Genomic DNA, 19,123 nt, shown 5'->3' with positions numbered 1-19,123 from the left:
GCTGAACCCGACGGCCCCAGCCTCCTCCCCCCCCGGCTGGGGCCGTCCTCTATTTACGGACAGTTCCGGATCCGTTCCCGCTTCTCGAGTTCTGCACAGGCCGCGTGTTATCCACACTCGCCGTGGAGGCGCTTTCGCCGCTGCTCCGATCGGGCGACGCTGACCTGCATGAACTCCGATGCCTCCACCCCACCGGCCCTGTCGCTGGTCGCCGATCCCCGCCTGCGCGACGAGATTCGCCGCATCGCCGCCGCGGCCGACCGCCCGCTCGACGAGCGCGTGCCGCCGCCGGGCCGCCACTCCTGGACCAATGCGTCCGTGATCATCGTCGATACCGCTGCCGCACATAGCTGTGCGTCCGCCGCCCACCCCCGCCGCCCGGGGATTCTCCTGGTGACCGATGGCGAGCCCGGTTTGCTCGATTGGCAGGCCGCCACCGCGGCCGGCGCCGAACAGGTGCTGCCCCTGCCCGCCGCCGCCGACGCCCTGATCGCCGCCTTCGCCGCCCACGACCGCCGGCGCCCCGGCGACGGCGCGGTCCTCGCGGTGGCCGGTGCGGGCGCGGGATCCGGCGCCTCCGTGCTGGCCGCCGCCGTAGCCCTCACGGCCGCAGGCCGTTTCCGCGACCGCACCCTGCTGGTCGACTGCGCTCCCTACGGCGGCGGCCTCGACCTCCTCCTCGGCCTGGAGCGGGCGCCGGGGCTGCGCTGGCCCGACCTCACCATCGAACACGGCCGCGTTTCCGCTCCCGCTCTGCACGAGGCGCTGCCCGCCACTGCGGGGTTGGCCGTACTCTCCTGCGGAAGAGGCGCTCCCGCAACCGAACTCGGCGCGCTCTCGCCGAGCGCGGACCCGATTGCCCCCGGGCGCAGCCCCGTCGGCGGTGCCGCTTCCCACGTGCAGCCCGTACCGATGCTTCATTCCGCCCCGCTCTGTTCGGACGGAACCTCCTCGCTCGCAACGGACCTCGACGGGCCTCCGTCTTGCGTGGTCGACCGCGGCGTCGCTGTCTTCAGTCCGCAGGCGCTCTCCGGTGCGACCGGTGATCATGCGGCCGAGTTGAGCCGTGCCGACGGATCGGTGGCGGCGGCACTCGCGCCCGCCGCGGTGCGAGCGGTCCTCGAGGGCGGCCGGGCGGCCGGTGATCTCGTGGTCGCGGACCTGTCCAGCGACCACGGACCGCACACCGACCAGGTTCTCGAGGTGGCCGATCTGGTGGTGCTGGTGACCCAGGCGCGCCTGCGCTCGATCGCCGCGGCCGATTCCGCCGCGGCCTACCTGACCGCGCGAAATCCGAATGTGCGCTTGATTGTCCGGGGCCCCGCGCCCGGCGGACTCGCCCCGTCCGACATCGCCGAGGTGCTCACCCTGCCGCTGCTCACCGCGGTCCCGTCGCAGCCGGGCCTGACCGAGCGCCTGGAACGCGGGGGCCTGACCGTCCGGCGGCGCGGTCCGCTTCGCACTGCCGCCGAAACCGCTTTGACCGCACTGTTTTCCGAGAGTCCCCGCTACGGCCGGCCTCCCGGCGGCCCGGGCCACTCGTGGTGGCGTATTGCCCGCGCGCACGGTTCGACCTGTGGTTCTCCGTTGCCGGAACCTGCGGGATCCCGGCAATGAGTGAGCTGGTGACGACCGAGCTGCTGGAGCGGGTGCGGGAGCGGCTGGCGGAAGGGGCGGCGGATCCGGATCCGGCGCGGGTGGCGGCGGCCATTCGGGCCGAGGCGGGCGGGGTGCTCGCGGACACGGATCTGTTGCGGGCCTTGCGATTGCTGCAGACCGAGATGACCGGCGCGGGCGTGCTGGAGCCGCTGCTGCACGACCCCGAGGTGGCCGATGTGCTGGTCACCGGGCCGGATTCGGTGTGGGTCGATCGGGGTCGGGGCCTGCGGCGTACCCCGGTGCGGTTTCCGGACGAGGCGGCGGTGCGGCGGCTGGCGCAACGATTGGCCCTGGCGGCCGGACGGCGGCTGGATGATGCGCAGCCGTGGGTGGACGGACGGCTGGCGGGAACCGAAGCGGCATCCGGGGATTCCTTCGGGGTGCGGTTGCACGCGGTGCTGTCGCCGATCGCGCACGGCGGCACCTGCCTGTCGCTGCGCGTGCTGCGCCCCGCCACCCAGGGTCTGGACGCGCTGGCTGCGGCCGGTGCGGTGCCACCGGACGCGAAACTCCTGCTGGAGCACATCATTCGTGCCCGGCTCGCCTTCCTGGTGGTCGGTGGCACCGGCGCGGGGAAGACCACACTGCTGTCGGGCCTGCTGGCCAAGGTGGCCCCCGCCGAGCGGATCGTCTGCGTCGAGGACGCGGCCGAGCTCGCGCCACCGCATCCGCATGTGGTCCGCCTGGTCGCCCGCCCCGCCAATGTCGAGGGCGCGGGCCAGGTCACCGTGCGTGATCTGGTGCGCCAGGCGCTCCGTATGCGCCCGGATCGCATTGTGGTGGGGGAGGTTCGGGGCGCCGAGGTCGTCGATCTGCTGACCGCGCTCAATACCGGCCATGACGGTGGGGCGGGGACCGTGCACGCCAACTCGCCCGGCGAGGTCCCGGCCCGGCTGGAGGCGCTCGCGGCCCTGGGCGGCATGCCCGCGCCCGCCCTGCACAGCCAGCTGGCCGCCGCGATCCAGGTGATCCTGCACGTCCACCGCCGGCCCGACGGGCGTCGCGCGCTCCGCGAAATCGGCGTGGTCACCCCCGTCGACGGCCGGGTGCGGATCGCACCCGCATGGACCGCCGACACCCGTCCGACCCCGGGCGCTGTGCTCCTCAGGAAACTCCTCGACGAAAGGACTCCGGATGATCCCCGCGAGTGAAGACTGCCCGGGCTCGTGCGGTTGCCCCCGGCCCCGGTCGAATTCGCCGTTCCACGGTTCGATTCCGCCCTCCACTCCAGGCTCGGATCGGTTGTGCTGCAATTCTTTCGGTCTGCGTGGCCCACGGTTCGCGGGATTGCGGCTGGCGTTGCGCGATGGCGGTTGCCAGCCGAGTATCACCGATTCGAGTGGCGCCGAGGATGATCCGGGCTCGAAGCAGTCCGGAGGTGACTGATGGGATCCGGCTTCGGCCCGCACGCGCTCGCATCGGCCTGCCTCGCGCTGGCGCTGCTCGTGGTGCCTCCGCCGATCGCGCGGCGGCGCATGTCTCGGCTGTTCAAGCTTCGTGAGTGCGGGCGAAAGGCCAGGCGCGGCTGGATGATCCGCATAGCGCCGTTGTCGGCATTGCCCCTGATGCTCCTCGTCGGCCCCGGTCCGGTGGTGGCCGCGGTACTGCTGGCGACCACCGTCCTGATTCGGTGCCGCCGCACGAGGCGAGAACGGCAGCGGGGCATCGAGATCGCACAGTTGCTGGAGGGGCTGGAGGCGGTGATCGGGGAGCTGCGGATCGGCGCACATCCGAGCGCCGCGGCCCAGGTGGCGGCCCGTGAGACCGCGGGCGACGTGGCACGGGCCTTCGCGGTCAGCGCGGCGCGGAGCCGGTTGGGCGGGTCCGGCGCGGAGGGCCTGCGGCGTCCCGGCTCGGTAGTGGCGCGGGAACTGTCCCGAGTGGCCGGGGCCTGGCGGGTGGCCGAGCGGCACGGGCTCGCCCTGGCCGAGCTGCTGGCCGCCGCGCGTTCGGATCTGCTGGGCCGCAAGCGCTTCCGCGATCGCACGTCCGCGGCGCTGGCCGGGGCCCGGGCGACCGCCGTGGTGCTGGCCCTGCTGCCCCTGCTCGGCCTCGGCCTGGGCGAGCTGATGGGTGCGTCCCCGCTGCGTGTGCTGTTGCTGTCCTCGGCGGGCACGCTGCTGCTGCCCCTGGGGTCCGCCCTGACCTGCGCCGGTCTGCTGTGGGCCGATGCCATCACCGACAAGGTGCTGCGATGACTCCGTCCGTGGCCGCGGTGCTGGCGGCTATCGCGGTGCTCATGCTGCCGGGCCGGACCGGTGCGGTCCGCAGGCTGCGCCGACTGCGGGACCCGGTGCGCGGTAATCCACTGCCGCAAACGGAGTTCCGGGCCGAGCCGGATCCGCTCGGGGTCGCCTCCGCCCTCGATCTGCTGGCGGCGTGCCTGCGCGCCGGGCTGCCCACCGCCGCCGCTGCCGCGGCGGTCGCATCCGAGGCGCCCGATCCACTGGCCTCTGCGCTGCGCCGGGTTGCCGACCTGCTGGCGCTGGGCGCGGATCCGGCCACCGCGTGGGAGCAGGCCACGGCCGGCTCCGCCGAGGAGACGGTGACGGCGCTGGCGCGGCTGGCCCGCCGCTCGGCGCGCTCGGGAACCGGATTGGCCACGGCCGTGGCCGAATTGGCGGAGCGCCGCCGGGGCGAGCTCGAGGATGTGGCCGCGGCCCGGGCCGAGCGGGCCGGGGTGCTGATCGGCGGCCCGCTCGGCCTCTGCTTCCTGCCCGCCTTCCTGTGCCTGGGAATCGTCCCGGTGGTGATCGGCCTGGCGGGCCGGGTGCTGGAAGGCGGTCTGCTGTGACCGGCGGCGGCCGCGAGGTTCACGACTGTGCCGGTGCGGATCGGCCGTGCCGGAGTGAGGGAAGGAGCGAGCATGGGAACGTCCGTCCGAAACCTGCTCTGGGAACTGCGGACCCGGCTGCTGCACGCCGTGACCGCGGACCACGGGATGAGCACCGCCGAATACGCGATCGGGACGATCGCGGCCGCCGCCTTCGGGGCGGTGCTGTATACCGTCGTGACCGGCGACAGCATTGTGAGCGCCCTGACCAACATCATCGACAAGGCGCTGAAGACTCCCGTCAAGTGACGTATGCCACACCACCTCCCCATGCCGAGGCGGGCATGGCGACCGTGGAGGCGGCCATAGCGCTGGCCGCCCTCGTCGCGGTCGTGGTGCTGGGCGTCGGCGCCCTGCTGGCGGTATCGGCGCAGGTGCGTTGTGTCGATGCCGCCCGCGAGGCGGCCCGTCTCGCCGCTCGCGGTGACACCGACGTCGGTGTCGTCACCGCCCGCCGGGTCGCACCGCCCGGTGCCCGGGTCGTCGTCCGCACCGAGGGTGACCTGGTCGTGGCCGAGGTGAGTGCCCGCGCCACCCTTGTTCCGGTCACCCTGCACGCGGCGGCGGTGGCGGCGCGGGAGCCCGGAGCATCCCGATGAGGCGCACGATCATGGATCGGGCCGGGAGCGAGGCGGGTGGCGTGACCGTCACCGCATGCCTGGCCCTGATCGGCCTGCTGGCGGTCGCGGTCCTGATTGCCCAGGTCGGAGTGGCGGTGGCGGCCCGGCACCGGGTGCAGGCCGCCGCGGATCTGAGTGCGCTGGCCGCGGCCGGTGCGCTGGATGGCGGCGTCTCCGCCGCGTGCGGCCGGGCCGCGGCCGTCGCGGGCCGGATGGGCGTGCGACCGGCCGGATGCGTGGTGCTGGGCTGGGACGTGACTGTGACGGTTGCCGGCCGGGTATCGCTGGGCCCACTGGGGGAACGGGACGTGCGCGCGGTCGCGCGGGCGGGCCCGGCGGACGAGCCGAGGTAGCGAGGCAATATCTCGTACCGAGCGGTTGGTTAGAAATGTGATGGCGCGGGCCACATCAGTGGTCGATCAATGTCGAAATTCGATGAATGCGGGAGGCGAATAGATTGGGTGTCGATTGCTTTCCAATTCGTTCCCGGAGACTCATTCGAATGAATGCACAGGTAAATCCGGGAGCGACATTATCGAACGGAGCAATCCCTCAGTTAACAGGATAGCATCCCTTTTTAATCGACTTGGGTCTCCGGCGTGTCGCGGCCACTCCTCAGCATCCGGATTCCGCCCGATATCAGCCAGCTGACAAGGCCGACCGGTTGGTCGTGTGGCGCTCCGGTCTCACGACGAAGACGGCCGTGTCACGGTTCGGGAGAGCGGTCGTCATCTTCCCCGAGTTCGGCCAGCACGGCCCGCAGTAGCCGGGCCGCACCGGCCTTGTCCAGCGGGTTGTTGCCGTTGCCGCACTTGGGTGACTGCACGCAGGACGGGCACCCATGCGCGCACGCGCAGGACTCGATGGCGCCCAGCGTGGCCGTCAGCCAGTGCTGCAGCCGGACGAAGCCGCGCTCCGCGAAGCCCGCCCCGCCCGGATGCCCGTCGTAGACGAAGACCGTGGGCAGCCCGGTGTCGGCGTGTTCGGCGGTAGACACGCCGCCGATATCCCACCGATCGCAGGTCGCCACCAGCGGCAGCATGCCGATCGCGGCGTGTTCGGCAGCGTGCAGCGCGCCCGCGGCGTGCCGGGCGTCGATCCCGGCCCGGGCCAGCAGGTCCGGCGTGACCGTGTAGAACACGGCCCGGGTGGGCAGCGTCTGCGCCGGCAGGTCCAGCGGCACCAGGTCCAGCACCTCGCCGCTGGGTAGCCGACGCAGGTACGCGACCACCTGGCGGGTCACCAGCACCTGCGCCAAAGCCGTTGTGACCGAGCCGGATCGGCGCTCCTCGGTCACCGCCTCGATCTCCAGCGAGGTGACCACCCGCGCACTGGTGCTCCACCCCGGCGTGTCGGCGTGCACCAGCGCGACGCCCTCCTCGAGGTCCAGCTCGTCGACCACGTAGCTCTCGCCCTGATGCAGGTGCACCGCGCCCGGATGCAGGGTGGCCGGAGCGCGCCCGGCGTCGGTGGTGCCCAGCATGCGGCCCGACTCGCCGTCCACCACCGCCACCGCCGTGCCGATGCCGCCGCGCACGTCCACCGCGTCGTGCGGATGCGCGCCGGCGGTCACGAACCAGCGCGCCGACCCGTCCCGCGCCACGCCCGCACGCCGCCGGATCAAACCCTGCTCGGCCAGGTCGGACAGCAGTTCCCAGGCCTGGAAGGCATGCACTTCCGCATCGCTGAGCGGCTGTTCCATGGCCGCGCACAGCAGATGCGGCCCGAGCACGTACGGGTTGTGCGGGTCGGTGATGGTGGCTTCCAGGGGCCGCCCGAGCAGCGCCTGCGGGTGATGCACGAGATAGGTGTCCAGTGGGTCGTCCCGCGCGATGAGCAGCACCAGCGACCCCTGGGTGCGGCGGCCGGCGCGCCCGGCCTGCTGCCAGAACGAGGCGACCGTCCCCGGATATCCCGCCACCACAACGGCATCCAGCCCGGCGATGTCCACGCCCAGTTCCAGGGCATTCGTGGTGGCCGCACCCAGCAGCGAGCCGTCCGAGAGCGCCGCCTCCAGCGCCCGCCGGTCCTCGGCCAGGTACCCGGCCCGATAGGCCGCGACACGCCCGGGGAGCTCGGCATCCACCTCCGCCAGCAGCCGCCGCGTGTCCATGGCGACCAGTTCGGCGCTGCGCCGCGACCGCACGAAGGTCAGCGTGCGCGCCCCCTCGACCACCAGATCCGCCATCACGGTGGCGGCCTCGGCCCCGGCCGAACGCCGCACAGCTGCACCGTTTTCCCCGGTCACGCCGCTGCCGAGCAGCGGCGGCTCCCACAGCGCCACGGTCCGCGCGCCCTGCGGCGACCCGTCGTCGGTGACCGCGACACACGGTGCGCCGATCAGCTTTTCGGCGGTGGCCGCCGGATCGGCCGTGGTCGCCGAGCACAGCACGAAAACCGGATCCGCTCCGTAGCGCTCGGCGAGTCGCCGTAACCGGCGCAGCACCAGCGCCACGTGCGAGCCGAAAACCCCGCGATAGATATGACATTCGTCGACCACGATGTATTTGAGCTGACGCAACAATCGCGCCCACCGCTGATGAGACCGCAGCATTCCGACATGCAGCATGTCCGGATTGGTGAACACCCATCGCGCGTGCGCCCGCACCCACTGCCGGATTTCCGCCGGCGTATCGCCGTCATACGGCGCGGGATGAATGGTGCGCAGCGGATCTTCGCTGGTCAGCTCGTTGACCATGCGCAGCTGATCGGCCCCCAGCGCTTTGGTCGGCGACAGATAGAGCGCTGTGGCCCGCGGATCCTGTTGCAGCGCGGTCAAAACCGGCAGCTGATACGCCAGCGATTTCCCGGACGCCGTCCCGGTCGACACCACCACGTGCCGCCCCGCCGCGGCCAGTTCCGCGGCGCGGCTCTGGTGGCTCCACGGCTCTGCGACTCCGGCCGCCTGAACTGCGGCGATGACATCCGGAGATGTCCATTCGGGCCATTTCGTGATCTGCGCCGCGCGCGGCGGTAGCTCGCTGACATGGGTGAGTCGGGGGTCACCCGAAAGCGGGCTATTAAGGACACGATTCAGCAACGATCTCCCGTAGCTGATGTCGCTGTTGTCTCCGGATCGACGCATCGGATCCTCGCCATTCATCGAAGCGTCACCGCGACACGCCCAACGGGTGCGAAACGTGTGTGCGCCTGCCGCCTCACCTGCCATTTCACTGCAGAGTAGCGACCTGCCTCACACCCTGTTTGCCAGATGCTCGCTCTGTTATTCGAAAGCAAACCAACTTCAAGTACGGATTTGGGCATTATGCCCCTCACCTGCGCATTCGCAAGATCAACTTTTTTGCAAATTGTGGGTAACTCCGCTGTTGAATTCCCGGAAGACATGGTTCACTGGTTCCTGGTCGCAAGCTTCTGTGTTCGAGGGAACGGATCGAAAGTCCAAACCATCAGCAGGATCGATGTTGCGAACGGTGTACTAGGTGCTTTCCTGCAGGGGGAACAGAGTACAGCGGTCTCAACGGACCCGGTGGATGAACCCAGTTGTCCGCCGTTCCGGTATGGAAAGAGAAGGAACAGAATGGCACAGGGAACTGTGAAGTGGTTCAACGCGGAGAAGGGGTTCGGCTTCATCGCGCCCGAGGACGGCTCAGCTGACGTCTTCGTCCACTACTCCGAGATCCAGGGGTCGGGCTTCCGCACCCTCGAGGAGAACCAGAAGGTCGAGTTCGAGGTTGGTCAAGGCACCAAGGGCCCGCAGGCCACCGGTGTTCGCGCGCTCTCCTGAGCGAGCCAACCCCTCAGGTTCCGTCCCCCATCGCCCCCGGCGGTGGGGGACGACCCATATCTGGACCCATTACACTCGATCACGATCAGGGGCTACATCGTCGCCGTGCACCAGCCACGGCCTTCGAACACGGTATAAACGTTGCTGGCAGCGATATCGGACATCGCAGCCGTTTGCCCCAGCCGCGTAGAGCGCGTACACCAGCGCCGATGCGGATCGAGATGAAAGGTGTGTTCGCCGGTGGCAACACGAGACCGCGGTGCAGCGCCGAACCCCCAGGCAGCGCCCGACCAGGGCCGTTCCCTGCGTCGTCTCGTGATTGTCGAGTCGCCGACGAAGGCCAAGAAGATCGCCCCCTACCTGGGCCGCGGCTATGTCGTGGAGGCCTCGGTCGGTCATATTCGGGACCTGCCGCGGGGTGCGGCGGATGTGCCCGCCAAATACAAAGGACAGCAGTGGGCTCGGCTCGGCGTGGATGTCGATCACGATTTCGAGCCCATTTATGTGGTCAGCCCCGATAAGAAGGGGAAGGTCAGTGAGCTGAAGAGCCTGCTGGCCGACGCCGACGAGCTCTACCTCGCCACCGACCCCGACCGCGAGGGCGAGGCCATCGCCTGGCACCTGCTGGAGACGCTCAAGCCCAAGGTGCCGGTGCGGCGCATGGTGTTCCACGAGATCACCGAGCCCGCCATCCAGGCCGCCGCGGCCGATACCCGTGAGCTGGACAAGGATCTGGTCGACGCGCAGGAGACGCGGCGCATCCTGGACCGGCTCTACGGCTACGAGGTCTCGCCGGTGCTGTGGAAGAAGGTCATGCCGCGGCTGTCGGCGGGCCGGGTGCAGTCGGTGGCGACGCGCGTCATCGTGCAGCGCGAGCGGGAGCGCATGGCGTTCCGGTCCGCGGAGTACTGGGATATCGCGGCCAAGCTGGATGCCGGCGGGCGCGGGCAGGAGGACGGCGGGAATCCGCGGGTCTTCGGTGCGCGGCTGGTCAGTGTCGAGGGCGCTCGGGTGGCGACCGGTCGCGATTTCGGATCCGACGGGCAGCTGAAATCACAGGGTGTCGTCGTACTCGACGCCGGCTATGCGCAGCGGCTGGCGGAATCGCTGCACGGCGTGGACTTCACGGTTTCCTCGGTGGAATCCAAGCCGTACACGCGAAAGCCGTACGCGCCGTTCATGACCTCGACGCTGCAGCAGGAGGCCGCGCGCAAGCTGCGTTTCACCTCCGAGCGCACCATGCGGGTGGCGCAGCGGCTGTACGAGAACGGTTACATCACTTATATGCGTACCGACTCGACGACTTTGTCGGAGTCGGCGATTCAGGCGGCCCGGGCACAGGCCACGCAGTTGTACGGCGCGGAATACGTGAGTCCCACGCCGCGGCAGTACACCCGCAAGGTCAAGAATGCGCAGGAGGCACACGAGGCCATTCGTCCCGCGGGCGATATCTTCGCCACGCCGGGACAGTTGCATGCCAAGCTCGACGGCGACGAATTCCGTTTGTACGAGCTGATCTGGCAGCGCACGGTGGCCTCGCAGATGCAGGACGCGCGCGGCACCACGCTGACGGTGCGCATTACCGGCATCGCGAATAGCGGTGAGGAGTGCGTGTTTTCGGCGTCCGGCCGGACGATCACCTTCCCGGGATTCCTCAAGGCATATGTGGAGAGTGTCGACGAGGAGGCGGGCGGCCAGTCCGACGACGCCGAATCGCGGCTGCCGGCGCTGACCGAGGGCCAGCGCGTGACGGCCATCGAGCTCGAGCCGGACGGGCACACCACCAATCCGCCCGCACGCTTCACCGAAGCTTCGCTGATCAAGGCGCTGGAAGATCTCGGCATCGGCCGTCCTTCCACCTACTCCTCGATCATCAAGACGATTCTCGACCGCGGCTATGTGTACAAGCGCGGCAGCGCGCTGGTGCCGTCGTGGGTGGCGTTCGCGGTGATCGGGCTGCTGGAGGACCACTTCGGGCGGCTGGTGGACTTCGACTTCACCGCGGCCATGGAGGACGATCTCGACGCCATCGCCGGTGGTCGCGAACAGCGCGGAAACTGGTTGTCCTCCTTCTATTTCGGTGGCGATCACGGTGCCGAGGGTTCGGTGGCGCGGTCGGGCGGCCTGAAAAGGATGGTGGGCGAACGACTCGACGGCATCGACGCGCGAGAAGTCAACTCCATCAAGCTCTTCAGCGATGACGAGGGCCGCGATGTGGTGGTCCGGGTCGGCAAGTTCGGACCGTACCTGGAGCGCATGGTCGTCAATCCCGATGACCCGGACGGGAATCCGGTGTCGCAGCGGGCCAACCTGCCCGACGATCTGCCGCCGGACGAGCTGTCGCCCGAGGTCGCGGAGAAGCTGTTCGCGACTCCGCAGGAAGGTCGCTCGCTGGGTACAGATCCGGCGAGCGGGCACGAAATCGTCGCCAAGGAAGGACGTTTCGGCCCGTACGTCACCGAGATCCTGCCGGAACCCGCGGAGGATCTGGACACCACGGCGAAGAAGACCGCCAAGAAGGCGGCCGACAAGCCGAAGCCGCGCACCGGGTCGCTGTTCAAGTCCATGAGCGTGGAGTCGGTGACCCTGGACGACGCGCTCAAGCTGCTGTCGCTGCCGCGCGTGGTGGGTGTGGACCCGGCCTCCGGGGACGAGATCACCGCGCAGAACGGGCGGTACGGGCCGTACCTGAAGAAGGGCACGGATTCGCGCTCGCTCACCGGTGAGGATCAGATCTTCACGGTGACGCTGGAGGACGCGCTCAAGATCTACGCCGAGCCCAAGCGGCGCGGCGGGCAGTCGGCCAGTGCGCCGCCGCTGCGTGAGCTGGGTGTGGACCCGGTGTCGGAGAAGCCGATGGTGATCAAGGACGGGCGGTTCGGCCCGTATGTCACCGACGGTGAGACCAATGCCAGCCTGCGCAAGGGTGACGAGGTCGAATCCATCACCGACGCACGGGCTTCGGAGCTGCTGGCGGACCGCCGGGCACGCGGGCCGGTGAAGAAGGCCGCGAAGAAGACCGCCAAGAAGGCGGCCGCGAAGAAGACCGCGGTGGCCAAGACCGTGGTCAAGAAGGCGGCGGCGAAGAAGGCGGCGGCCAAGACGGCCGACGGCGTCACCACCAAGAAGGCAGCGGCGGCCAAGAAGGCCCCGGCCAAGAAGGCGGCGGCGAAGAAGGCCGCGGCCTCGCAGTCCTGACCTGATCGAAGCGCCCCCGTCACGACGGGGGCGCTTTGCTTTTCGGCCGCTGTGTCTGTCGGTGGCCTGCCGTAGCGTGTAATCCGGAACACGCACCAGCGGAAGGACATTCGATGACCGTCGACCACGAGCGTGAAGAACTGATCAAGATCCTGGACAGCCAGCGCGAGCTCTTCCGGATCACCGTCCGCGGCATCGACGACGAGCAGGCGCGCCAGCGCACCACGGTCAGTGAACTCACCCTCGGCGGTCTGCTCAGCCACGCGGTGAATATCGAGCGGCACTGGACCACCATCCTCGCGGAGCGCGACCCGAACTCCGAATTCGATGTCTCCCGAATGGATTCCGAGTATCGGCTGGACCCGGAACAGACGGTCGCCGGCCTGCTGGCCGAGTGGGAGGTGGTGGCCGAGCACACCGGCAAGCTGATCCGCGAGCTACCCAACCTCGAGGATTCGGTGCCGACGCCGACCGCGCCCTGGGCGCCGGAGCGGGAATGGCTCAGCGTGCGCTACATCCTGCTGCACATCTTCCGGGAGATCGCGCACCACTCCGGGCACGCGGACATCATCCGCGAGGCCCTGGACGGCGCGAACACGACATATCAGCGCGCGAACTGACTCCCGGCCGGGCTGTCGGGGGTGGCGGCTAAGGTGGTCGGCGTGGCGGGTGTCTTCGATCGGCTGGTCGGCCAGGGTGCGGTCGAGTCCGAGTTGACGGCTGCGGCGGTGGCGGCACGGGGTGGGGCCGGATCGTCGTCGGCCATGACGCATTCGTGGTTGTTCACCGGGCCGCCCGGATCGGGGCGGTCGGTCGCGGCGCTGTGCTTCGCGGCGGCGCTGCAGTGCACGGACGAGGGGACGCCCGGATGCGGGCGGTGTCACGCGTGCACGACCACCATGGCCGGGACACACGGCGATGTGCGGCGGGTGGTGCCGGAGGGTTTGAGCATCGGCACCAAGGAGATGCGCGAGATCGTGCAGGTGGCGTCGCGGCGGCCGAGCACCGGGCGCTGGCAGGTGGTCGTGGTCGAGGACGCCGACCGGTTGACCGAGGCAGCGGGCAATGTGCTGCTGAAGGTGGTGGAGGAGCCGCCGGAGCGCACGGTGTTCCTGCTGTGCGCGCCGTCGGTGGATCCCGAGGACATTTCGGTGACGCTGCGATCCCGGTGCAGGCACGTGCATTTGGCGACGCCGTCGGCGGATTCGATCGCGTGGGTGCTGCACGAGCGGGACGGTCTGGACCAGAAGACCGCCGGCTGGGCGGCCTCGATCAGCGGTGGACATGTCGGGCGCGCCCGGCGGCTGGCCACCGACGACCAGGCCCGGGCCCGGCGCAAACGAGCCCTGGCGCTGGTCACGGCGACCGCCCGGCCCGCAGCGGCGTATACGGCCGCCGACGAACTGGTGAAGTCGGCCGATGACGAGGCCAAGCAGGTCAGTGCCGAGCGCGACGGGAAGGAACGCGAGGAACTGGCCACCGCGCTGGGCGCGGGCGGCACCGGTAAGGGCACCGCCTCGGCCACCCGCGGTTCCGCCGGTGCGCTGAAAGACCTGGAGAAACGCCAGAAGTCGCGGGCCACCCGCACCGGGCGCGATGCCCTGGACCGGGCCCTGATCGATGTCGCGGGCCTGTACCGGGACGCGCTCGCGGTCCGATTCGGCGCGGCCACCGCGGATTCCTCCTCGGGCGTGACCCTCACCCACCCGGACATGGCCGACCAGATCCGCGAACTCGCGACCGATGTCCGCCCCGAGGGCCTGCTGCTCTCCATCCAGGCGGTGCTCGATTGCCGCGAGGCCCTCGAAACCAATGTGAAGCCGCGCTTCGCCCTCGCCGCCATGGCCGCGGCCCTGATCGCGGCCCGTTCCGCCTGACCTGGGCGTGTCCCGCATCACCGCGAGCTCCCGTTTTCGCGATTCGGGCGCGAGACGATAGACTCGCACCGCCGGAAGGCACGCCGCCTTAGCTCAGTCGGTAGAGCGCTTCACTCGTAATGAAAAGGTCGGGGGTTCGATTCCCCCAGGCGGCTCCAAACAAGCAGGTGGAGAGCGTATGTCGCTCTCCACCTGCTGTCGTTTCGGGGTCCGAATCCGGTGCCGGTGGCACTGGGGAAGCGCGCGGATCGAAATCGTCTGCCTGGCATGCGAACTCATTGCCTGCGTGCGGAGGCTTGCCCTGTGTGATCATGACGCGGGCCGTCTGTGGGACCCGGCGGCCGGGCGCGGAACACCGATCCGAATCCGGTCTGGCCGATGCGTCAGCTCCACGAAAGATCCAGGTCAACCCGCCGTCAGCGCATATCGTTGTGCGGCGGAGGTCGCCTGGTGATCAACCATCCACGGATATTGACAGTATCTCCCGCTCAATGTCAGTCTGGGGAAAACGTGATCATGATTCGTTGCGAACACATCACGCCGTGTACCCGGTGTGAGAGAAATTCCCAGAATCGACCCGGAACTCTACGGTCAGTCTGTTCAGCAGCGCCTGACGGCGTGTCGGCGGAGGGCTCGTATGGATCTGAACACCGTCGTCGACGTCCTCCGCCCGCCTTCCGGCCGGCCGGGTGCGGACTGGCACATCGGAGACGCGTGGCTGGCCGGTGGCACGTGGTTGTTCTCCGAGCCGCAGCCGAATGTCCACCGACTGGTCGACCTCACCGAACTCGGCTGGCCTCACCTGGTGGCCGACGGCGAGGGCCTCGAGATCGGCGCGACGTGCACGATCCGGGAGCTGCACGAGTTCGCACCGCCGGATGGCTGGCCGGCGGGCAGCCTGCTGCGCACCAGCTGCGAGGCCTTCCTGGCGTCGTTCAAGATCTGGAATGCCGCGACGGTGGGCGGCAATATCTGCATGTCCCTGCCTGCCGGACCGATGATCACCCTGGCCGTGGCGCTCGAGGCGACCTATCGCGTGTGGGCCGCGGACGGAACCGAGAGAACCATCGCGGCGAAGGATTTCGTCCTCGGCAACCATCGAAATGCGCTGTGGCCCGGGGAAATCCTGCGTAGTGTGCACATTCCCGGTGACGCGCTGCGCAAGCGCCACACGCACCGGCGATTCACCCTGACCAAGCTCGGCCGTTCCACAATATTCATGGTCGCGACCCAGACGCCGGGCACCCGTGATCTGTTGCTCACCATCACGGCGGGTACCACGCACCCGGTCGTGCTGCGGTTCGACACCGTGCCCGACGCCGACACCCTGCAGGACCACATCGACGCGATACATGCCGATGTCTGGTTCGCCGACCCCAACGGCACACCGGGTCACCGCAAGCACCTGGCGAGACACTACGCCGAGGAGATCCGGGTCGAACTTGGCGGCTTGCGGTGAAATCCGGAGGCTTGCGATGAGCTATATCGTCAACGGGAAGACGTTCTCCCAAGAGCCGCAACCCGGTCAGTGCCTGCGGACCTTTCTGCGTCACCTGGGCTGGTTCGGGGTGAAGAAGGGGTGCGACGCCGGTGACTGCGGCGCATGCACGGTCTGGCTCGACGGTCGTCCGGTGCACAGTTGCCTCACGCCGGCGTTCCGTGCCGACGGGCATGAGGTCACGACGATCGAGGGGCTCGGTTCACCCGAGGACATGCACCCGATGCAGCGGCAGTTTCTCGAGGCCCCGGGATTCCAGTGCGGCTTCTGCACAGCCGGGATGATCATGACGGCATCCGCCCTCACCGACGAGCAGAAGCAGGACCTGCCGCACGCGTTGAAGGGAAACCTGTGCCGCTGCACCGGCTATCGGGCAATCGAGGACGCGATCAACGGCGTGGCCGGCATCGAAGTCGCCGCACCGGGCCGGGCGATCGGCACCAGTGTCGGTACGCCGGCCGGGGCCGACGTGGTGACCGGGCGCGCCGAGTACACGATGGACACCGAGCTGCCCGGGATGCTCCATCTGAAGGTGCTGCACTCACCCCATGCCCATGCGCGCATCGTCTCCATCGACAAGTCCGGGGCGCTGGCTGTGCCCGGAGTGCACCGCGTGTACACCTGGGAAGACGTGCCCCGGAGGCTGTTCTCCACCGCGATCCACACCGATCATCTCGTCGACCCCGACGACACCTACATCCTGGACAACGTGGTGCGCTTCGCCGGCCAACGGGTGGTCGCGGTGCTGGCCGAATCGATCGGCGCCGCGGAGGAGGGCTGTCGCAAGGTCGCCGTCGATTACGAGGTGCTGCCGGCGGTATTCGATCCCGAGCAGGCGATGCAATCCGGTGCGCCGCAGCTGCACGGATCCCACGACCCGTTCGTGCAGGACCCCGTGCACAACATCCTGGTCGAGTTGCACGGCGAAATCGGTGATGTCGCACAGGGATTCGCCGAAGCCGACGTAATCCACGAAGGCACGTACTTCTCACCGCGGGTGCAGCATGCCCATCTGGAGACGCACGGATCGATCGCCTGGATGGAAGCGGGCCGGCTGCATGTGCGGACCAGTTCGCAATCGCCGTGGATCGCGAAGGGGAAGCTGGCCCATCTGTTCGACCTGCGACCCGATCAGATTCGGGTGTTCTGCAAGCGCGTCGGCGGCGCCTTCGGCGGTAAGCAGGAAGTGATCAGCGAAGATCTGGTGGCGCTGGCAACGCTGGACACCGGCCGGCCGACGTGTCTGGAATACACGCGCGAGGAGGAGTTCACCACTGCCTCACCGCGACATCCGATGAAGATCACGGTGAAGCTGGGGGCGCGGTCCGACGGAACACTGACCGCTTTCGAGTTCCGCAATGTCTCCAATACCGGTGCCTACGGCAACCACGCCGGCGAGACGTTGTTCGCCGGAGGCGGCGCGATCGCGCTGTACCGCTGTCCCAACAAGAAATTCGACGGCTACTCGGTCTACACCAACACCGTGCCCAGTGGCGCACTGCGCGGCTACGGCATGACCCAGCCGGTCTTCGCGGTGGAGTCGGCGATGCACGAGCTGGCCGTCGCCCTCGGCATGGATCCGCTGGAGCTGCGCCGCCGCAATATCGTTCGGCCCGGTGACGCGTTGCTGTCGATCGAGGACGAGGCCAACGACGTAGCGTTCACCGAGGATGGACTGGCCGTCTGCATCGACCGGGTCGACGCCGCGCTGCGTGCCCACCCCGACGGGCAGGCGCTGGGGCAAGACTGGCAGATCGGCACCGGCACAGCCACATCGATGCACGAAACCGCGCCACCGACCGAACATGTCTCGGTCGGGCTGGCCACCCTGGGCGACGACGGCATCTATGAGATCGCCGTGGGCACTGTGGAATTCGGTGAGGGGACACCGACGGCGCACGTTCAGATCGCCGCGGCCGAGCTGGGCACCACGCCGGCACGGATCCGGCTCGTCCAGGCCGACACCGACCGCACGGGTTTCGACACCGGCGCATTCGCGAGCGCGGGTCTGTTCGTGGCCGGCAATGCCGTGCAGCGGACGGCCGCCGCGTTGCGCGACCGGATTCTGCGCTTCGCCGCCACGCATACCGGGGTCGACCTGGCCTCGTGCGCCATGGATGACGATGCCGTGCGCTGTGGCGACACCCGCATCGGATTGACCGAATTGGCGGCGGCCGCCCGCCGCCGGGGTGCGCGGTTGACCGAATCGCGCAAGGCGTACGGGTCGCCGCGCAGCCTCGCCTGCAACACGCAGGCCTTCCGAGTCGCGGTGCATCGCGTGACCGGTGAGATCCGCGTCCTCTACAGCGTGCAGGCCACCGACGCCGGGGTGGTCATCAATCCCGCACAGGTGCGCGGTCAGATCGAAGGCGGTGTGGCCCAGGGCCTCGGCTTCGTGCTGACCGAAAATTATCTCGTCGACGAAAACGGCGTCATGACCAATCCGACGCTGCGCAACTACCGCATACCCACCTACGCCGACACTCCGCGCACCGAGGTGATCCTGGTCGGCTCGACCGACTCGGTGGGTCCGGCGCGGTCCAAAGGGATTGCCGAGTGCTGCATCAACCCGGTCGCACCGGCACTGGCGAACGCGGTATATGACGCGACCGGCGTCCGATATCGCGAACTGCCGCTCACTCCCGACCGCATCTTCAGGTCCCTGCGACCGGTCCGGTTGACCTCGACCGGCTGAGTGCCGGAGACAACGATGACCCGCGAGCAGTCGGCCATCAACGCCGCCACCGTCATCATCGGAGAAACGGTGCGGCCCGGCTGTGAAAAGGCTTTCCTGTCCTGGCAGCACGGGCTGAACAGCATGGCGTCGCACTATCCGGGATTCATCGCCGCCGAGGTCAACCCGCCGACAGCCGTGCAGCCGCAATGGTCGGTGATCTACCGCTTCGACTCGATCCCGAATCTGCGCGCGTGGATCAACAGCGCCACGCGTCAGGACCGGCTCGCCGAAGGACGGCGCTACCTGGACGGCGCGCCCACGCAGCAGATCGTGACTGGCGGGGCCGCGCCCCCCGACACCCTCGTCACGGCCGTGGTGACCCATCGGGTCCCGCCCGAGCACATCGACGAGTTCCTGGCCTGGCAGGAGCGACTTCGGCTGGCGGAGAACAAGTTTCCGGGTTTTCGCGGTGCCGAGATCTTCCGGCCGATCGAGGGCGTGCAGGACGAGTGGACCATGCTCTACCGCTACGACACCGCCGCTGACCTGGACGGGTGGCTGACCTCGGCCGAGCGCCGGCAGTTGCTCGACGAAGGGAAGCGGTTCAGCGACTTTCGATTACGCACGATCGACAGCTCCTTCGGCAGCTGGTTCGCGTTCGACGAACCTGGGGGCCGGGCGCGGACGCCGTCACGGACGAAGACGTCGATCGCGGTGTGGGTCGGCCTGTATCCGACGGTCGTGCTGCTCACCTTGGCGCTGGGGTGGGCGCGGCTCCCGCTGTGGCTGGGCATGTTGATCGGAAACCTGTTGTCCAGCTTCGTCATGACCTTCGTGACGATGCCTTGCTATGTGAATCCATTGCTCGAACGGTGGCTGCACCCGGACCCTGAAGCGCCGACCACGGCGACCAACGTGCGGGGCGCCCTGCTGATCGCCGCGGCGATGGTGTTCTGGGCGGTCGTGTTCTGGCTGGTGACCGTCGTGTTCTGGAAATTGCCGTGAGAAGGAGGAGT

15 protein-coding genes and 1 tRNA gene are annotated in these 19,123 nt (G+C 68.9%); 15 read left to right on the top strand and 1 reads right to left on the bottom strand.

The features are described 5' to 3' along the window. The first annotated feature begins 168 nt into the window (after positions 1 to 168). The 7 genes from ssd (at position 169) to ACWEKS_RS09805 (ending at position 5,465) form a co-directional block, all read left to right on the top strand. Complete coding sequence (gene ssd / locus ACWEKS_RS09835; RefSeq protein ID WP_452339705.1) at positions 169 to 1,617, top strand: septum site-determining protein Ssd; 1,449 nt, start codon at positions 169 to 171, stop codon at positions 1,615 to 1,617. After that, positions 1,614 to 2,810 carry a TadA family conjugal transfer-associated ATPase gene (locus ACWEKS_RS09830; protein WP_452339704.1) on the top strand — a complete coding sequence of 399 codons (1,197 nt, stop codon included), beginning with the start codon at positions 1,614 to 1,616 and terminating at the stop codon, positions 2,808 to 2,810. Before ssd ends, ACWEKS_RS09830 begins: the two co-directional genes overlap by 4 nt. Before the next feature lie 234 nt (positions 2,811 to 3,044). After that, positions 3,045 to 3,857: a type II secretion system F family protein gene (locus ACWEKS_RS09825; protein ID WP_452339703.1), complete on the top strand. Its 813-nt coding sequence runs from the start codon at positions 3,045 to 3,047 to the stop codon at positions 3,855 to 3,857. Next, a complete protein-coding gene (locus tag ACWEKS_RS09820; RefSeq protein ID WP_452339702.1) occupies positions 3,854 to 4,453 on the top strand; it encodes a type II secretion system F family protein in 600 nt (199 codons plus the stop codon). The genes ACWEKS_RS09825 and ACWEKS_RS09820 overlap by 4 nt, the downstream gene beginning before the upstream one ends. 72 nt (positions 4,454 to 4,525) lie before the next feature. Then, complete coding sequence (locus ACWEKS_RS09815; RefSeq protein WP_452339701.1) at positions 4,526 to 4,741, top strand: DUF4244 domain-containing protein; 216 nt, start codon at positions 4,526 to 4,528, stop codon at positions 4,739 to 4,741. 35 nt (positions 4,742 to 4,776) lie between these two features. Next, on the top strand, positions 4,777 to 5,091 hold the full coding sequence (locus ACWEKS_RS09810; protein ID WP_452339806.1) for a TadE family type IV pilus minor pilin: 315 nt from the start codon (positions 4,777 to 4,779) through the stop codon (positions 5,089 to 5,091). Further along, positions 5,088 to 5,465 carry an Rv3654c family TadE-like protein gene (locus ACWEKS_RS09805; RefSeq protein ID WP_452339700.1) on the top strand — a complete coding sequence of 126 codons (378 nt, stop codon included), beginning with the start codon at positions 5,088 to 5,090 and terminating at the stop codon, positions 5,463 to 5,465. Before ACWEKS_RS09810 ends, ACWEKS_RS09805 begins: the two co-directional genes overlap by 4 nt. A gap of 353 nt (positions 5,466 to 5,818) precedes the next feature. On the opposite strand, the gene ACWEKS_RS09800 is transcribed toward ACWEKS_RS09805, so the two are convergent. Beyond that, positions 5,819 to 8,215 carry a DEAD/DEAH box helicase gene (locus tag ACWEKS_RS09800; RefSeq protein ID WP_452339699.1) on the bottom strand — a complete coding sequence of 799 codons (2,397 nt, stop codon included), beginning with the start codon at positions 8,213 to 8,215 and terminating at the stop codon, positions 5,819 to 5,821. A gap of 435 nt (positions 8,216 to 8,650) precedes the next feature. Between ACWEKS_RS09800 and ACWEKS_RS09795 the strand changes: the two genes are divergently transcribed. From ACWEKS_RS09795 to ACWEKS_RS09760, 8 genes are all read left to right on the top strand, one after another. Further along, entirely contained in the window at positions 8,651 to 8,857 is a 207-nt protein-coding gene (locus ACWEKS_RS09795; RefSeq protein WP_011206895.1) for a cold-shock protein, read from the top strand. Positions 8,858 to 9,172: 315 nt separating this feature from the next. Further along, a complete protein-coding gene (topA, locus tag ACWEKS_RS09790; protein WP_452339805.1) occupies positions 9,173 to 12,055 on the top strand; it encodes a type I DNA topoisomerase in 2,883 nt (960 codons plus the stop codon). 113 nt (positions 12,056 to 12,168) lie between these two features. After that, on the top strand, positions 12,169 to 12,675 hold the full coding sequence (locus tag ACWEKS_RS09785; RefSeq protein ID WP_452339698.1) for a DinB family protein: 507 nt from the start codon (positions 12,169 to 12,171) through the stop codon (positions 12,673 to 12,675). Positions 12,676 to 12,717: 42 nt separating this feature from the next. Further along, complete coding sequence (locus ACWEKS_RS09780) at positions 12,718 to 13,932, top strand: DNA polymerase III subunit delta' (protein WP_452339697.1); 1,215 nt, start codon at positions 12,718 to 12,720, stop codon at positions 13,930 to 13,932. Between the two features lie 82 nt (positions 13,933 to 14,014). Beyond that, a tRNA-Thr gene (locus ACWEKS_RS09775) sits at positions 14,015 to 14,090 on the top strand. Between the two features lie 479 nt (positions 14,091 to 14,569). After that, positions 14,570 to 15,391 (top strand): FAD binding domain-containing protein, encoded by an 822-nt coding sequence (locus ACWEKS_RS09770; protein WP_452339696.1) that lies wholly within the window; start codon positions 14,570 to 14,572, stop codon positions 15,389 to 15,391. Between the two features lie 16 nt (positions 15,392 to 15,407). Then, positions 15,408 to 18,125: a molybdopterin-dependent oxidoreductase gene (locus tag ACWEKS_RS09765; RefSeq protein WP_452339695.1), complete on the top strand. Its 2,718-nt coding sequence runs from the start codon at positions 15,408 to 15,410 to the stop codon at positions 18,123 to 18,125. A 15-nt stretch (positions 18,126 to 18,140) separates the two neighbouring features. Further along, positions 18,141 to 19,112 (top strand): antibiotic biosynthesis monooxygenase, encoded by a 972-nt coding sequence (locus ACWEKS_RS09760; protein ID WP_452339694.1) that lies wholly within the window; start codon positions 18,141 to 18,143, stop codon positions 19,110 to 19,112. Positions 19,113 to 19,123: the final 11 nt, after the last annotated feature.

The sequence above is a fragment of the Nocardia sp. NPDC004711 genome (assembly GCF_053601595.1).
This window is presented reverse-complemented; position numbering and strand designations above follow the sequence as displayed.

Excerpts from the sequence above, each read along its gene's own strand:
- ACWEKS_RS09810 (WP_452339806.1), top strand. The coding sequence starts at position 4,777 with ATGGCGACCGTGGAGGCGGCCATAGCGCTGGCCGCCCTCGTCGCGGTC.
- ACWEKS_RS09825 (WP_452339703.1), top strand. The coding sequence starts at position 3,045 with ATGGGATCCGGCTTCGGCCCGCACGCGCTCGCATCGGCCTGCCTCGCG.
- ACWEKS_RS09815 (WP_452339701.1), top strand. The coding sequence starts at position 4,526 with ATGGGAACGTCCGTCCGAAACCTGCTCTGGGAACTGCGGACCCGGCTG.
- ACWEKS_RS09765 (WP_452339695.1), top strand. The coding sequence starts at position 15,408 with ATGAGCTATATCGTCAACGGGAAGACGTTCTCCCAAGAGCCGCAACCC.
- ACWEKS_RS09770 (WP_452339696.1), top strand. The coding sequence starts at position 14,570 with ATGGATCTGAACACCGTCGTCGACGTCCTCCGCCCGCCTTCCGGCCGG.
- ssd (WP_452339705.1), top strand. The coding sequence starts at position 169 with ATGAACTCCGATGCCTCCACCCCACCGGCCCTGTCGCTGGTCGCCGAT.
- ACWEKS_RS09805 (WP_452339700.1), top strand. The coding sequence starts at position 5,088 with ATGAGGCGCACGATCATGGATCGGGCCGGGAGCGAGGCGGGTGGCGTG.
- ACWEKS_RS09830 (WP_452339704.1), top strand. The coding sequence starts at position 1,614 with ATGAGTGAGCTGGTGACGACCGAGCTGCTGGAGCGGGTGCGGGAGCGG.
- ACWEKS_RS09795 (WP_011206895.1), top strand. The coding sequence starts at position 8,651 with ATGGCACAGGGAACTGTGAAGTGGTTCAACGCGGAGAAGGGGTTCGGC.
- ACWEKS_RS09760 (WP_452339694.1), top strand. The coding sequence starts at position 18,141 with ATGACCCGCGAGCAGTCGGCCATCAACGCCGCCACCGTCATCATCGGA.
- ACWEKS_RS09785 (WP_452339698.1), top strand. The coding sequence starts at position 12,169 with ATGACCGTCGACCACGAGCGTGAAGAACTGATCAAGATCCTGGACAGC.
- ACWEKS_RS09800 (WP_452339699.1), bottom strand. The coding sequence starts at position 8,215 with ATGAATGGCGAGGATCCGATGCGTCGATCCGGAGACAACAGCGACATC.
- ACWEKS_RS09820 (WP_452339702.1), top strand. The coding sequence starts at position 3,854 with ATGACTCCGTCCGTGGCCGCGGTGCTGGCGGCTATCGCGGTGCTCATG.